Source organism: Brevundimonas sp. GCM10030266 (assembly GCF_042666595.1).
Taxonomy (GTDB): Bacteria; Pseudomonadota; Alphaproteobacteria; order Caulobacterales; family Caulobacteraceae; genus Brevundimonas.
Genome location: NZ_JBHTCY010000002.1, coordinates 332,501 through 346,732 on the forward strand (window position 1 = coordinate 332,501; position 14,232 = coordinate 346,732).

Consider the following 14,232-nt stretch of genomic DNA (forward strand, 5'->3'; position numbering starts at 1 on the left):
CGGAGGCGGCTATCTAAGGAAGGCCGATCCTCTTGTCAAGCGGGCTTTTCAGCCATTTTGCGGAGAGAAGATCGAGACCTTCCAGACCGCAAAAAACCGCCGGGAGGAAAGCCAAGAGGCTGACCCCTGTGTTCGTTTCCGACGATTCGATTGGAGCGCGGAACCTAACCAAACCACCCTGGAGAAGCAAGAGCCTTTCGGTTCTTTTTTCTCCGTGGAACCCGAAGACCGAAGTCTCCGTGGCCCCGGCGGCCGGCCCGTTTCCGAGCGAGGCGGCGGTATACGCAGCAGCCATTTTGTCCGCAACCGGATTCCGACAGATTTGCGAACTTTCTCACCGACTCCGGGTCACCGGACGACGGTCCATCCGCGCCTAGCCAGCGGCTATATAGGTTCTGAGGGATTCCGCTTCGTGCGTGGCCTCGGCGATCTGGCATTTGACCACGTCCCCGATGGAGATGACTCCGGCCAGTCGCCCCTCGATCAGGACCGGCAGATGGCGAATCCGGCGGTCGGTCATCCGCTCCATCAGCACCGCCACCGACTCGGCCGCCCCGGCGAACACCACCTCCGCCGTCATGAAGTCCGACACGGGACGCGCCAGCCCGCCCTGATCATGACGCGCGACCGCCCGCACCACGTCGCGTTCGGACAGCACGCCCACCACACGGTCGCCCTGACAGACCATCAGCGCGCCGACCCGCAGGCGCTCCAGCTCCACACAGGCCTCCGCCAGGCTGAGGCCCGGCGGAATCGTGTGAACGACGTTTCCCTTGTCCTTGAGAATCTCGGCAACCAGCATGGCGGCGTCTCCCCTTCCCTTGAGAGCGGCGGCCGCGGCGGGGCCGCATCAGGGGACAGGATCACCCGGATCCGGCGGTGAATCAAATCCTGTCCGGCCGCGGAACATCCGGCTCCACGGCCCGATCATCACCAGACCGAACAGATAGCCGAAGGCATGGGCCTCCCAGGCGATGCTGACGCCCTCCATGCCCGGCGCGAAGCCGATCAGTCCCGTCGCCGCATTCACGCCCATCAATATGAGGCTGATCCGCAGCACCCGATGGTCCGTCAACGCCCTTGGACGACCACCGCGAACGCCCAGCAGCCGGATCGCCGCCCCCGTCAGGCCAAACACCGCGCCGGACGCGCCAACCGCCAGCCCCTGACTATCGAGGTGCAGCAGGCCGTAGCCCAGCGCTCCCGCCACGCCGCACGCCATATAGAAGAGAAGGAACCCGATGCCGCCGACCGGACCGGGCATCAACCGGGCGACCGGCGGACCGAAGGCCAGCGCTCCGGCCGCATTCATGGCCACATGAGTCCAGCCCGCGTGCAGGAACATCGCGGTCAGCAGCCCCGGCCACCAGCCGCCCTCCACCAGCGACGCCGGTCGGAAGGCGAAGCGGGCTTCACCATAGGGCAGCAGATCTTGCCCTATATAAAGGAGCGGCATGGAGGCGACGACCAGCAGGGCGACCGCCGGGGCGTTGAATATCCGTTCGGAAGACGGTTCGGCCAGTTGCGGCTCTCCTGAAAGTCCCCACACACCCCCGAGGTCGGGCCCGAGGTCGGGGATCGCAAGTCATCGTTAACGTGAATGCCCCAGATTGGCGCCCGGAATGCCTAGCAGTCCGTAAACCGTGTCTCGTGGGAAACCGCCGCCATGCCCGTCAAACTCAAGGTCGCCGCCTCCGTCGCCCTTGCCGCCCTGGTGATCCCGGCCGCGGCCTCGGCCCAGTCCGCAGGCTCGTCCAACATGAGCGGCTATCAGTCCGGCTACGGCGGATCGCGCTACACCACGGCCCAGCCCCAGACCGGCTCGACCCGTGACGCCAACGGCAACCGCCTGATCGTCAACGGCATCATCCAGAGCGGCGCCAGCGCCTACTCCAGCACTTCGGGCGGTGTGGGCTATGTCGGTTCGGGCTCGCGCAACGGCCAGACCATCGGCGGCTCCACCGCCATCGGCAACAGCCTGAACGTCGTCGTCCAGGGCAACCACAACACGGTCATCGTCAACTCCAGCCAGGTCAACAACGGCAATGTCTCCGCCGGCACCGACCTCAACGGCACCCTGAGGCTTCCATGAGCGATGGCCGCACCAACCGCCTGATCCGGACTGTCGGCGTCGCCTGTGCGACCGCCGCCCTGCTGAGCGGCTGTATCTCGTCCAGCGCCGGTCCGCGCGGGACCTACGCGACGCCGATCGGCAATGCGCCGGTGACGGCCAATCCGACGCCCTATTCGACGGCCCTGGTCTGCATGGCGGACTACGCCCGTCGCTACACCCTGCCCTCGCCGCGCATCGCGGTGGGCCGCATCGCCGACTACACCGGCACAGTCTCGGCGGACGGCGGACGTCAGGTCACCGGCGGCGCCTCGCTGATGGCCATGACGGCCCTGGCCAAGTCGGGCGCCCGGATCGTCGAGCGCTATGACACCTCCGTCTCGGAGATGGAGCTGCGCTACGCCAACAACCGCCTGATCGGCGACGAAGGCGCCGGCGGCGCCGAAGACATCCAGTATCGCCGGATCATCGCCGGGTCGGTGCCGGGCTCCGACTTCTATATTGTCGGCGGCATCACCGAGGTGAACTACAACATCCGCTCGGGCGGGTTCGACATGGCCGCAGGCCAGGCCGACACCAACACCCCCCTGTCGACGGCCTTCGCGGGCAAGGCGTTCGTGATGAACATCGCCATCGACCTGCGTCTGGTCCAGACCACGACGCTGGAGGTGGTGGATGTCGTCTCCTACCAGAAGCAGATCATCGGCCGCGAAATCTCCGCGGGCGTGTTCGACTTCCTGAACGGCAATGTCTTCGACATCTCGGCGGGCGAAGGCGCGCTGGAGCCGGTTCAGCTGGCGGTCCGCGCCCTGATCGAACGGGCCACGGTCGAGTTCATGGCCAATCTGTACGGCGCGCCCGGCCCCGACATCTGCCTGCAGGCCGGTCAGGACCCGCTGGCGGGCACCGTCAGCATCACCGGCGGCTACTATCCGGCTTACCCCAACACGGACACCAACAATGGCCAGACCCGTGCAGATCCGTCTCGCTGGCACGATCGCCGCGACGGTGATGTGCGTCGCAGCCGCTACTGAGGCCGCCGCACAGACGCCCCCGCAGGACAACAGCCTTGTCCTGAACAACCAGCTGCAGCTGGGCGACGTCTTCGCCGACCAGACGCTGAACGTCGTCGACTCGCAGGAGCAGGTCACGGTCGCCACGACCGCCAACGGCAACTCGGCGTCCGGCGCGGTGGAGAACGGCACGGTCACGATCCGCTCGACCCAGGACATGCGCGGCGATTCCATCGCCACCACCTCGGTCACCCTGGGCGGCGACACCTCCGGCCCCGTCGCGATCAACTCAAACGCCGGCGGCAACTATCTGGCCGCCAGCGGCTATGACGCCGACGTCACCATCGAGGCGGTCCAGCGCAACACCGGCGAACTGGTCGGCGCCCTGACGGAAGTCGGCGACGAGAACGCCCGCCTGCTGGCCGGCGGCGTCGTATCGGCCACGGCGACTTCCAACACCGTCGCCCTCTATGGCGAAGGCAGCTTTGTGCGTGGCACGGTCGAACAATCGTCCGACGCCACCGTGCGCGCCTACAGCCGGCTGGAAAGCCAGTACGTTCCCGCCGCCGCCGAGGTTCAGGCCCAGGCCATGGGCAACGCCATCGGGGTGAATAGCGGTCAGACCTCGGGCCAGAACCTGGCCTTCGACCAGACCTCGACCGGCGACTTCATCGAGGCCGAGGCCAGCGCCAACACCGGCAACGGCTGGGATCTGGCCGCCCGCGCCCGCGCCGTGGGCAACTACGCCAACAGCTACAACGCCGGCGGATCGGTCGAGGTCGGTTCGGCGCAGGACAACGCGTCCTTCATCCGCTCGGCGGCCACGACCACCGCCTATGACTATGGACGCGCCCAGGCCTACGCCAGCGGCTCCGGCAACCAGCTGTCGGTCGGGAACAACGACATCTTCGTCGAGATCGACAACAGCCAGATCAACACCGGCGGGGTCGAGGTCACGGCCACCTTCGCCGGAACGAACGGCTATGATGTCTATGTGGGCGCCGAGGCGACCGGCAACGCCGTCACCGGCTACGCCTGCTCGGAGTGCCAGGGGTATCTGGAGGCCAACAACGTCCAGACCAACTCGGGCGATGTGTCGGCGCGGGCGAGCACTGTTGTCGCAGGCTCGAACCGTTCGGTCATCTCCAGCGCCACGGCGACGGGAAACTCGGCCACCTTCTACGTCTCCCGGCCCTGACATTAAACTTCGGTAACTTGAGCGACATCGCTCCGTCCCCGATGGGTTGAGACGGGGCGTCGGCGTTATATCAGGATCGCGGTCCCTCCAGATTTGCCGGCGCGCCCGCACGGGCTTTGAAATGCGCCTTTGGAGACTGACCGACCCATGCATTCCGCCCGCCGCCTGCTTCTTCTTGTGGCCGCTTCCGCCGTCGCCCTGACCGCCGCCGCGCCCGCGCTGGCTCAACAGGCCGTTCCGACCGATCCGTTCGCGCACGCCGCCAGCGACATCCCGGCCGACAGCAATGTGCGTTTCGGCACCCTGCCGAACGGCATGCAGTACGCCGTGCTGCGCAACGCCACCCCTCCGGGGCAGGCCTCCTTCCGCCTGCGCATCGACGCGGGTTCGCTGATGGAGAACGAGGACCAGCTGGGTCTGGCCCACTTCATGGAGCACATGGCCTTCAACGGGACGACCAACATCCCCGAGAACGACCTGCTGCGCATCCTCGAGCGCCTGGGCCTGGCCTTCGGCGCCGACACCAACGCCTACACGGGCTTCGACGAGACCGTGTACATGCTGGAACTGCCGCGCACGAACGACGAGACGGTCGACACCTCGCTGCGCATCATGCGTGAACAGGTCTCGGAGGCGCTGATGGCGCCTGAGGCCGTCGAAGCCGAACGCGGGGTCATCGTCGGCGAAGAGCGTCTGCGCAACACGCCCGGCCTGCGCTCGGTCAAGGCCCAGCTGGCCCTGCTGGCCCCCGGCCAGCGCATTTCGCAGCGTCTGCCGATCGGCGATCTGGAGATCATCCGCAACGCGCCGCGCGAGCGTTTCGTCGAATTCTACAACGCCTACTACCGCCCCTCGCGCGCGACCTTCGTCGCCGTCGGCGACTTCGATGTCGACGTGATGGAAGCCAAGATCCGCGGCGCCTTCGAAAGCTGGGAGCCGAAGGCCGCTGACGGCGCGGAACCGGATCTGGGCACGGTCGCCCCGCGCGAACCGGGCACCAGCATTCTGGTCGAACCGGGCATCCAGTCGAGCATCCAGCTGAACTGGACCAAGGCGCCGGACCTCGATCCGGACACCGCCGGCGAACGCCGCTCGAACCTGATCACCAACCTGGGCCTGGCCGTTCTGAACCGTCGCCTCGGCGAGATCGCACGCGGCGACAATCCGCCGTTCGTCTCGGCCAGCGCCGGCCAGTCCACCCTGGCCAACAGCCTGGACATCGCCACCATCTCGGCCAGCTTCAATCCGGGCGGCTGGAAGCCCGCGCTGGAGACGATCGAGCAGGCGCAGCGCCGTCTGGTCCAGTACGGGGTGTCGGACAGCGAGCTGCAGCGCGAGATCACCGAATACCGCACGTCGCTCGAAAACGCCGTCGCCGGCGCCGCCACCCGTCGCACGCCTGCCCTGGCCAGCGGCATCGTCGGCTCGGTCAACGGTCGCACCGTCTTCTCCTCGCCCCAGACCAATCTGGAGCTGTTCAACGCCTCGGTGGAAGGCCTGACCGCCGCCCAGGTGAACCAGTCGCTGCAAACGGTCTTCACCGGCGGCGGTCCGCTGGCGCTGGTCGTCACCCCGGTCGAGATCGAGGGCGGTGAAGCGGCGGTGACCGCTGCGCTGGAAGCCTCGCGTCAGACGGCCGTCGCCGCGCCAGCGGCCCAGGCCGAGCTGGAGTGGCCCTACACCCAGTTCGGCGCCGCAGGCACGGTCGCCGAGCGTCGCGAGATCGCCGAGGTCGGCGCGACCGTGGTGACCTTCGCCAACGGCGTGCGCCTGACGGTCAAGCCGACCGACTTCCGTGACGAGCAGATTCTGGTCAGCGTGAGCACCGGCATCGGCGAGCAGGGCCTGCCGACCGATCGCGCGACCCCGCAGTCGCTGGCGCCCTTCTTCGTGGCGTCGGGCGGCCTCGGACGTCTGACCTTCGACGAGATGAACCGCGTCCTGAACGGCCACGTCTATTCGGCAGGCTTCTCGGTCGGCGACGACGCCTATTCGTTCTCGGGCGCGACCCGTCCGGCGGACCTGGGCCTCGAAATGCAGGTTCTGACCGCCTACCTGACCGACCCGGGTCTGCGTGCTGCGCCGTTCGAGCAGATCAAGGGCCTGTTCCCGCAGATCATCGCCCAGCAGATGGCCACCCCGGGCGGCGCCTTCGGTGTGCAGGCCTCGGGCCTGCTGGCCAGCGGGGACAAGCGTCAGTCGCTCCCCACCGCCGAAGAAGTGGCGTCCTGGACGATTGCCGACGCCCGCGCCGGCATCATCGAGGGTCTGAGCACCGGTCCGATCGACGTGGTCGTGGTCGGCGACGTGACGGTGGATGACGCCATCGCGGCCGTGGCCCCGACCTTCGGCGCCCTGCCCCGCCGCGGCCCGAACGCCCAGCCCGCTCCGGGCGCGACCGAGCTGCGCTTCCCCGCCGGTACGGCCGAGCCCGTTCGCCTGACCCACAACGGTCCGGCCGAACAGACCCTGGCCTACATCGCCTGGCCGACCACGGACGCCGTGGACGACCGCACCGAAGCTCGCCGGATCTCGATGATGACCGAGGTGCTCAAGCTGCGCGTCCTCGAGGTCATCCGCGAACAGCAGGCCCTCGCCTATTCGCCGGGCACCGGCGGCAGCGCCTCGGACACCTATCGCGGCTACGGCTCGGTCTCGATCCGGGCCGAAATTGCCGCCGACAAGGTCGATCCCTTCTATGCGGCGGTGGCGTCCATCGTCGCCTCGCTGAAGGAGGCTCCGCCCAGCGAGGACGAACTGAACCGGGCTCGCCTTCCGGTGATCGAGTCCCTGCGTCGCGCCCAGGCCGGCAACGAGTACTGGATGGGCCAGCTGGCTGACGTGGCCGAGAAGCCCTCGGACGTGGAACAGACCCTGACCCACATCTCCGACCTCGAAGCCGTCACCCCGGCCGACATCCAGGCTCTGGCCCGCCAGTACCTGCGTGACGACACGGCGTGGAAGGCCATCGTGGTCTCGGCCCAGGCCCAGCAGTAAGCGATAAAAAAGGCCCCGGTCTCAGGACCGGGGCCAGTTTCGCTTCTCAGGATCGTCGACGGAGAGCCGACGACATGATCTTTCTAGTCTCTCCCGCCTGACGGCAGGCTGAACGCGCCGTTCAACAGATCAGAACACCCGACCGCCGACGCCGCCGTCCAGGGCGATCGTCCCGCCCGTCAGGGCCATGCCGGACTGTTCCACGACCTCTTCGCGATAGGCGGTGTAGGTCTCCTCACGCACCCAGGTCAGGATCTTCACGCCCGCGCCGTAGCGGCGCAGCAGCGACCGCTCATTGCACTCGCGCTCGGCCTTCTGGGCCCGGCATTCGACGTTGGAACCGCCGTACCAGAGCGACTCGCCCTTGCGGCAGGTGATGGTCTGGCCGTGATCGAACCGGACCGCGCCGTCATACTCGGCCCAGGTGTACTGAAGCGACGTACCCGCCAGGCACCGGTAGAGTTCGCCCTCATAGGCGCTGTCGACCTCACGGTCCGGCCGCACCTGCGAGGCCGGATGCGGGATTGCGCGGTCGTCGATGCAGACCGCCTGGATCACCACACGCTTCTCCCAGCGGCGACGCTCCTCATAGGGAACGCGGATGGTTTCGCGGACGCGCGCGCCCTCGACGTTCAGGCCGCTGATGGTCGTCGGATAGGGCTGGTCGACCGTGACATAGGCCGAGCCGCCGCCGCTGACCCAGACCGAGCCGCCCGCGCGGGCGTTCAGGCCCGCACTGCCGCGGGCGCCGGCGTTCGCATTGGCGCCGGCGTTGACGTTCAGATTGAGATTCAGATTGCCGCCGCCACAGCAGGACGGAGGCGGAGGCGGTGCGCAGCACACCGGCGGCGGCGGCGGCGGGGGCGGCGGCGGAGGCTCGCAGCAGGGCGGCGGGGGCGGCTCGCAGCCGCTGGTGCACTGGGCCGCCGCTGAATCGGCCACCGCCGACAGGGCCAGGAAGCCCGCCGCCGCCGGCAGCCATGTCATGATCCGCACCCGCATGGGCCGACCTCCAGAAAAGGTTTGCGCGGCCCGCGACGCACGCGGACCGTTCCAGCCTGCATCAAAGCCCCCAAACCCTTGCATTTCCGTTGCCTTCGCGGCCCGGGCCTTGCGGCATTCCGTCCCGAGGCGAGCACAGTGTTTCATCCCGATACGCAGTTTCTGATCAACCACTGGACCGGACTGGCCCGCGCCACGCCCGTGCGCGGCGGGATTCCGGCGCGTTCGGCCCTGCATCCGGAAGTGCTGAGGCGCCGGCTGGCCCGGACATTCGTGGCCGAACGGCGGGGTGGTGACAGCATCCTGACGCTGGCCGGGACGGGACTGGAGGCCTTCTGGCGTCGCCCGCTGGCCGGCGAACGCCTGACCGCCCTGTGGACGCCGGGCTCATCAGAGATGATCGAGCGCGCCGTGGGTCAGTCGATCCTGGAGGCGCGCCCCGTGGTCGTCACCGCCTTCACCTCCGGCGAGCCCGCGCTGGCGGTCGAGATGGTGATTGCACCCCTGCGCGGCGCTTCGGATCGCCCCGACCGCGTGCTCGGCCTGTTCGCGCCTGCCTCCGCCTTCACACCGGTGAGCGGGGATGCTCCGTTGCTGACGGCCCGTCTGTCGGTGGCCGCCGGATCGCCCGGCCGACCAGCCCTCAGCCTGGCCGTGGTCGGGGGCCGCCGGATCGCCTGAGCCTCAGAGCGGCTTCAGGTCGGTGACGTAACGCTTCCAGTTCTGGACATAATGCTGGGCGGAGATGCGCAGGGCCTCGATCTGGCCCGGCTCCAGTTCGCGCACCACCTTGCCCGGCTGCCCCATGACCAGCGAGTTGTCCGGGATCACCTTGCCCTCGGTGATCAGGGCGTTGGCCCCGATCAGGCAGTTCTTCCCGATCTTCGCCCGCCCCAGCACGACCGCGCCGATGCCGATCAGGGTGTTGTCGCCGATCTCGCAGCTGTGGAGCATGACCATATGGCCCACGGTCACTCCCGCGCCGATGGTCAGCGGTTCGCCCGGGTCCGAATGCAGGACGCTGCCGTCCTGGATGTTGGTGTCGCGGCCGATGGTGATCGGATCATTGTCTCCGCGCACGACCGCACCGAACCAGACACTGGCGCCGGGCTCAAGAATCACGTCTCCTGCCACCACAGCATTTGGCGCAACCCAGTATTCGCCCTCCGGCGGAAGCTGCGGTTTCTTGTCCGCCAACGCATAGATCGTCATCGAAACATCACCTTATCTTTGGCTTAATCAGCGCTTTAAGCCTTCGTAAACCACGCTAGCATCAATCTGTTGATGCGATTCGAGACCGACATTTCGGCCCCGGATCCGTAACCGGATCAACCCCGGTCCGGTCAAGCAGGAGGAACGCCGTGACGCGTTCGGTTCGGCGGCTTCGTCCGCTGGAAGTTGGATACTCCTCCGACCCGGGCGGGTGCTGCGCATCCTCTTCTCTCCTCCCCACGATCGTTCGAGGCGATGCTTTTGCGGCATCGCCTTTTTTCATGCCCTGGAGGCGTCCATGACCAAGCGTTCGGCCCTGAAGCGTCAAACCCGTGAAGCGTCCCGTGAGTTCGGGGTGCTCGATACGAGCCAGTTCATCCAGGATTCGAAGGTACGGCGGTTGCCGACCCACGCCGGCTGGTCGCCCCATCCCTCGAATGACGAGCGGGACCAGGCCTATCTGAAGACGCTGAAGCCCAAGTCGGACGGCCAGGTCGAACTGATGACGATGATCGATCATCACAACCTGGTCCTGGCCCTGGGCCCGGCAGGCACCGGCAAGACCTATCTGGCGGTGGCCAAGGCGGTCGAGGCGCTGGAGGCCGGCAAGGTCGGGCGCATCGTCCTGAGCCGCCCGGCGGTCGAGGCGGGCGAGTCGATCGGCTTCCTGCCGGGCGACATGGAGGACAAGCTGGCCCCCTATCTGCGCCCCCTCTACGACGCCCTGTCGGATCGGCTGTCGATGAAGCGGGTCAAGGCGCTGATGGCCGAGGGCCTGATCGAGATCGCCCCCATCGGCTACATGCGCGGCCGGACGCTGAACAACGCTTTCATCGTCGTCGATGAGGCCCAGAACTGCACCTATGTGCAGCTCAAGATGCTGCTGACCCGGCTGGGCTGGCACTCGACCATGGTCGTCACCGGCGACCCGCAGCAGTCCGACCTGCTTCCGGGCATTTCCGGCCTCGCCGACATCGCCGAGAAACTCACCGCCGTACCGGACATCGGCGTGGTCAAGCTGGCCGAGCGCGACATCGTTCGTCACCCGCTGGTCGCCTCGATGATCGGCGTGCTCTGAACCTCGACGCCGCCCGCCTGAAACGGAAAAGGGGCGCCGGATCGACCGGCGCCCCTTCTTCTTTGTCCCTCGCCTAGATCAACGAGGTGACCGGCGGCGTCTCCTTGACCGGCGGTTTGGGCTTGCCGCCGAAACGATCGATCAGGGCGAAGACGAACGGGTTCAGCGAGATCGACAGCAGGGCCGCCGCCAGAACCAGATTCTGGGTGTCCGGGCTCATGCCGCCCAGATCCACGCTCATCTTCGTCAGGATGAAGGAGAACTCGCCGATCTGCGCCAGGGCCGCGGCGACGGTCAGGCTGGTCGCCTTGTCCAGCTTGAAGGCCGTGGTGATGATCAGCGCCGCGATCGACTTGCCGACGATGATGATGGCCAGCACGCCCAGAACGTCCAGCGGACGCTCGATCAGGATGTGCCAGTCGAACAGCATGCCGACCGACACGAAGAACAGAACGGCGAAGGCGTCGCGCAGAGGCAGGGAGCGCTCGGCGGCGTTATGGCCCAGCGGCGAACTGTTCAGCACCAGCCCTGCCAGGAAGGCGCCCATGGCGAAGGAGTGGAACAGGGCATAGGCCACCCAGGCGATGCCCAGGGCGATGGCCAGAACGCCGAGGGTAAACAGCTCACGCGACTTGGTGTGGGCGATGCGAACCAGTACCCACGGCAGCACCTTGGCGCCGACCACCAGCATGACGGCGGTGAAGGCCGCGACCTTGAACAGGGTCCAGCCCATCGAGGCGGCCAGGGCGCCGCCGTTCACTTCCGTACCCGGCTGGACGACGACCAGCGGCAGCACGACCAGGGCGATGACGATGACCAGATCCTCGACGATCAGCCAGCCCATGGCGAGCCTGCCGACGTCGCCCTTGACCTGCTTGCGCTCTTCCAGAGCCCTCAGCAGCACGACGGTCGATGCCACGGACAGGGCGAAGCCCATCAGCACGGCCTCGACGTCGCCCATGCCGAGAAGTCGTCCCAGACCCCAGCCGAGGACGGTGGCGGCGGCGATCTGCACCAGAGCGCCGGGAATCGCGATCTTGCGGACCTTCATCAGGTCGGCGAGCGAGAAGTGGAGCCCCACCCCGAACATCAGCAGGATCACGCCGATCTCGGCCAACTGGGGCGCCAGCTCCTGGTCCGCCACGAACCCGGCCGTGTGCGGGCCGACGATGATCCCGGCAAACAGGTAGCCGACCAGCGGCGACAGCTTCATCCGGTTGGCGATCATGCCGAACACGAACGCCAGCACGAAGCCCCCCACCAAGGTGAGAATCAGGCTGTCAGCGTGGCTGGCGACGTTGGTGGCTTGCTGGGCCACGTCGGCATGCGTCATCGGCGCTCCTTGAGGTGCGTGAGGGGAATCCTTGCGGGTTGAAGCGTGACATTTGGGGCCTGAAGCCCTTCAAAACAAGCCAAAAGGGCTGATCCGCGACCCTGTGCCACGACAAAAAGAGACTTCGCGCACGTGACCGGGACTGCTAACCGGGATCGCTCAATTTCTCAGCGGCCCGAATGAACATCCCACGCATCGCCTTTGCCGCCTACGGCTTCGCCCTCGTCGTCATCGTCCTCGACCAGCTCACCAAGGCCTGGGTTCTGTCCGGCCTGCACATGCTGGATCTGAACGGGGCCATGCTGGACCCGGAACTGTGGGGCTACCGTTCGGTCGAGGTGCTGGGCGACATCTTCCGCATCACCTTCGTGGCCAACTACGGCGTCAGCTTCGGCCTGTTCGGAGACGGCTCGGCCCGCTGGTTCCTGAGCATCTTCGCCGTGGTGATCTCCATCGCCCTGGGCTGGTGGGCGCTGAAGGCCGACCGTCGCCTGCTGATCACCGCCATCGGCCTGGTGATGGGCGGGGCCATCGGCAATCTGATCGACCGGGTCCGCTTCGGCTTCGTGGTCGATTTCCTGGATTTCTCGGGGACGAACCTGTTCCCCTGGGTGTTCAACATCGCCGACAGCGCCATCACCATCGGCGTTGTCCTGCTGATCATCGACAGCCTGTTGAGCGACCGGGCCGCGAAGGTTGGCGTCGCCGCCGAAAAGTCGTAATCAACCGCTTCCACTAGGGTTTACGCATGCGCCCCATCGGCGCGTTGCACCGGGATTGACCATGCGCCTTCGCACTACCGCCGTTCTGACCCTCGCCGCCGTGTCGGCTCTCACGCTGAGCGCCTGTGGCGGTCTCCAGCGGAGCATCGGCCTGGCGAAGGTGACGCCGGACGAGTTCCTGACCGTTTCGACCGCCCCGCTGACCGTGCCGCCGGAATACGGCCTGACACCGCCGGCCCCCGGCCAGCCCCGCCCGCAAGAGCTGGCGCCGGAATCGGCCGCCCGTCAGATCCTGCTGGGCCAGCGCCAGTCGGTCACGCGCTCGGCGGGTGAGCAGCAACTGGTCGCACAGGCCGGTGGCGACCGCGCCGATCCTCTCGCCCGCTACGTCGTTGACGACGAGTTCGGCGACCTGACCCACAAGGAAGAGAGCTGGGCCAACCGCATCATGTTCTGGCGTCGCGGCGAGCCGTCGACCCAGACCGCGACGGTCGCCCAGACTTCCGAGGGTTCGGTCACCATCGATGCGGCCAGCGAGTACGCTCGCCTTCAGGAACTGACCGGCGGCCGCGCCGGCATCAGCATCACCCCGCGCCGCGACTCGGGCTTCAAGCTTCCCGGCCTCTAGGTCCGGACCACAGTCGAATATCATCAGGCCCGGACGTTCGCGTCCGGGCCTTTTGCTTTCAGGCCTTGGCCGCGCCGGCCCGCAGGCCTCGCTCCGCGATCGCGACGACCGCCACGCCCAGCAGGGTCATCCCTGCCCCGGTCAGGATCTGCGGCGTCAGAACATCGCCCATCAGGGACCAGCCGATCAGGATCGACACCACGGGCGTCGCCAGCAGATAGGGCGTCACCCGCCCGGCGGGACGTTTCTGCACCAGCCAGAACACCAGCGTGGTCGCCAGCACCGACGACACCACGCCCGCCCAGATCAGACAGGCCCAGATCAGGGCGTCGGCCTTCTGCAGCGCCTCCATCTGGCCCCGTTCGAAGAAGGCCGAGGCGAAGGCCAGCGTCGGCAGGGCGACCAGCGCCAGCAGACCCTGCATCTTCAGCGGCGGGATCGAGGTGGTGCGCCGCGCGATCACGGTCGTCATCGCCCAGGCGCTCGCCGCCACGACGCCGACGGCCACGGCCTTCCAGTCCTCGATCGCATGGGCGTCCAGCGTCATCCACGCCACGCCGAGGAAGGCCACGCCCATGCCGATGAGGGCGGCGCGGGACAGCTTCTCGCCCAGCACCAGGAAGGCGAACAGGGCTGTGAACGGCACCCATAGCTGGGTCGCCACCGACACCGGGCTGACGTCATGCGCCAGCCAGAAGGCCAGATAGACCAGACCGTAGTGAAGCGGGCCGCCGATCACGACGATCAGCAGCAGGCTTTTCCAGTTGGGAAAGGGCGGGCGGACGAAAGGAACCAGACAAAGCGCGGCGATGGCGAAGCGCAGGGCGCCGGTCATCAGCGGCGGCAGGACCTCGGTCGCCACCTTCGCCGCGGCGTTGTTCACGCCCCAGATGACGATGATCGCCACGATGGCGGCGATCTCGAGCGGGCTGAGCGGGCTGTGGGGCTTGTCCGGGGTAATCACCGCACCGGGTTAGC

The 14,232-nt window shown here is 67.4% G+C and carries 14 protein-coding genes; 8 read left to right on the plus strand and 6 right to left on the minus strand.

The annotated features are described in order from the left end of the window. Positions 1–373 precede the first annotated feature (373 nt). Both ACFQQC_RS08125 and ACFQQC_RS08130 read right to left on the minus strand, forming a co-directional pair. Entirely contained in the window at positions 374–802 is a 429-nt protein-coding gene (locus ACFQQC_RS08125; RefSeq protein ID WP_376861453.1) for a CBS domain-containing protein, read from the minus strand. A 48-nt stretch (positions 803–850) separates the two neighbouring features. Next, positions 851–1,549, minus strand: a complete 699-nt coding sequence (locus ACFQQC_RS08130; RefSeq protein WP_376861455.1) for a rhomboid family intramembrane serine protease — start codon at positions 1,547–1,549, stop codon at positions 851–853. Positions 1,550–1,666: 117 nt separating this feature from the next. Here ACFQQC_RS08130 and hfaA point away from each other — a divergent pair, with 117 nt between their 5' ends. The 4 genes from hfaA (at position 1,667) to ACFQQC_RS08150 (ending at position 7,279) form a co-directional block, all read left to right on the plus strand. Continuing rightward, complete coding sequence (gene hfaA / locus ACFQQC_RS08135; protein ID WP_376861457.1) at positions 1,667–2,092, plus strand: holdfast anchoring protein HfaA; 426 nt, start codon at positions 1,667–1,669, stop codon at positions 2,090–2,092. Then, positions 2,089–3,105 (plus strand): holdfast anchoring protein HfaB, encoded by a 1,017-nt coding sequence (hfaB, locus tag ACFQQC_RS08140; protein ID WP_376861459.1) that lies wholly within the window; start codon positions 2,089–2,091, stop codon positions 3,103–3,105. The genes hfaA and hfaB overlap by 4 nt, the downstream gene beginning before the upstream one ends. After that, the gene (gene hfaD / locus ACFQQC_RS08145) at positions 3,032–4,282 is read left to right on the plus strand and encodes a holdfast anchor protein HfaD (RefSeq protein WP_376861460.1); all 1,251 of its coding nucleotides are present in this window, start codon (positions 3,032–3,034) and stop codon (positions 4,280–4,282) included. Before hfaB ends, hfaD begins: the two co-directional genes overlap by 74 nt. Before the next feature lie 147 nt (positions 4,283–4,429). Continuing rightward, complete coding sequence (locus ACFQQC_RS08150; protein ID WP_376861462.1) at positions 4,430–7,279, plus strand: M16 family metallopeptidase; 2,850 nt, start codon at positions 4,430–4,432, stop codon at positions 7,277–7,279. 129 nt (positions 7,280–7,408) lie between these two features. Here ACFQQC_RS08150 and ACFQQC_RS08155 read toward each other — a convergent pair whose 3' ends face one another. Further along, positions 7,409–8,266, minus strand: a complete 858-nt coding sequence (locus ACFQQC_RS08155; protein ID WP_376861464.1) for a hypothetical protein — start codon at positions 8,264–8,266, stop codon at positions 7,409–7,411. A gap of 153 nt (positions 8,267–8,419) precedes the next feature. Here ACFQQC_RS08155 and ACFQQC_RS08160 point away from each other — a divergent pair, with 153 nt between their 5' ends. After that, entirely contained in the window at positions 8,420–8,962 is a 543-nt protein-coding gene (locus ACFQQC_RS08160; RefSeq protein WP_376861466.1) for a PAS domain-containing protein, read from the plus strand. A 3-nt stretch (positions 8,963–8,965) separates the two neighbouring features. Here ACFQQC_RS08160 and ACFQQC_RS08165 read toward each other — a convergent pair whose 3' ends face one another. Next, positions 8,966–9,493 carry a gamma carbonic anhydrase family protein gene (locus tag ACFQQC_RS08165; RefSeq protein ID WP_376861467.1) on the minus strand — a complete coding sequence of 176 codons (528 nt, stop codon included), beginning with the start codon at positions 9,491–9,493 and terminating at the stop codon, positions 8,966–8,968. Positions 9,494–9,779: 286 nt separating this feature from the next. On the opposite strand from ACFQQC_RS08165, the gene ACFQQC_RS08170 reads away from it, so the two are divergent. Beyond that, complete coding sequence (locus ACFQQC_RS08170; RefSeq protein ID WP_376862097.1) at positions 9,780–10,571, plus strand: PhoH family protein; 792 nt, start codon at positions 9,780–9,782, stop codon at positions 10,569–10,571. A 73-nt stretch (positions 10,572–10,644) separates the two neighbouring features. Here the strand turns inward: ACFQQC_RS08170 and ACFQQC_RS08175 are convergent, their stop codons facing one another. Beyond that, entirely contained in the window at positions 10,645–11,904 is a 1,260-nt protein-coding gene (locus ACFQQC_RS08175) for a cation:proton antiporter (RefSeq protein WP_376861469.1), read from the minus strand. A gap of 179 nt (positions 11,905–12,083) precedes the next feature. On the opposite strand from ACFQQC_RS08175, the gene lspA reads away from it, so the two are divergent. Then, entirely contained in the window at positions 12,084–12,626 is a 543-nt protein-coding gene (gene lspA, locus ACFQQC_RS08180) for a signal peptidase II (RefSeq protein WP_376861471.1), read from the plus strand. 61 nt (positions 12,627–12,687) lie between these two features. Beyond that, entirely contained in the window at positions 12,688–13,254 is a 567-nt protein-coding gene (locus tag ACFQQC_RS08185; protein WP_376861473.1) for a DUF3035 domain-containing protein, read from the plus strand. 58 nt (positions 13,255–13,312) lie between these two features. On the opposite strand, the gene ACFQQC_RS08190 is transcribed toward ACFQQC_RS08185, so the two are convergent. After that, positions 13,313–14,218 (minus strand): DMT family transporter, encoded by a 906-nt coding sequence (locus ACFQQC_RS08190; RefSeq protein ID WP_376861474.1) that lies wholly within the window; start codon positions 14,216–14,218, stop codon positions 13,313–13,315. Positions 14,219–14,232: the final 14 nt, after the last annotated feature.

What these genes read in the sequence shown, in the direction of transcription:
- ACFQQC_RS08125 (WP_376861453.1), bottom strand. Translation starts at nt 802, where the DNA reads ATGCTGGTTGCCGAGATTCTCAAGGACAAGGGAAACGTCGTTCACACG.
- hfaA (WP_376861457.1), top strand. Translation starts at nt 1,667, where the DNA reads ATGCCCGTCAAACTCAAGGTCGCCGCCTCCGTCGCCCTTGCCGCCCTG.
- hfaB (WP_376861459.1), top strand. Translation starts at nt 2,089, where the DNA reads ATGAGCGATGGCCGCACCAACCGCCTGATCCGGACTGTCGGCGTCGCC.
- hfaD (WP_376861460.1), top strand. Translation starts at nt 3,032, where the DNA reads ATGGCCAGACCCGTGCAGATCCGTCTCGCTGGCACGATCGCCGCGACG.
- ACFQQC_RS08150 (WP_376861462.1), top strand. Translation starts at nt 4,430, where the DNA reads ATGCATTCCGCCCGCCGCCTGCTTCTTCTTGTGGCCGCTTCCGCCGTC.
- ACFQQC_RS08155 (WP_376861464.1), bottom strand. Translation starts at nt 8,266, where the DNA reads ATGACATGGCTGCCGGCGGCGGCGGGCTTCCTGGCCCTGTCGGCGGTG.
- ACFQQC_RS08165 (WP_376861467.1), bottom strand. Translation starts at nt 9,493, where the DNA reads ATGACGATCTATGCGTTGGCGGACAAGAAACCGCAGCTTCCGCCGGAG.
- ACFQQC_RS08175 (WP_376861469.1), bottom strand. Translation starts at nt 11,904, where the DNA reads ATGACGCATGCCGACGTGGCCCAGCAAGCCACCAACGTCGCCAGCCAC.
- lspA (WP_376861471.1), top strand. Translation starts at nt 12,084, where the DNA reads ATGAACATCCCACGCATCGCCTTTGCCGCCTACGGCTTCGCCCTCGTC.
- ACFQQC_RS08185 (WP_376861473.1), top strand. Translation starts at nt 12,688, where the DNA reads ATGCGCCTTCGCACTACCGCCGTTCTGACCCTCGCCGCCGTGTCGGCT.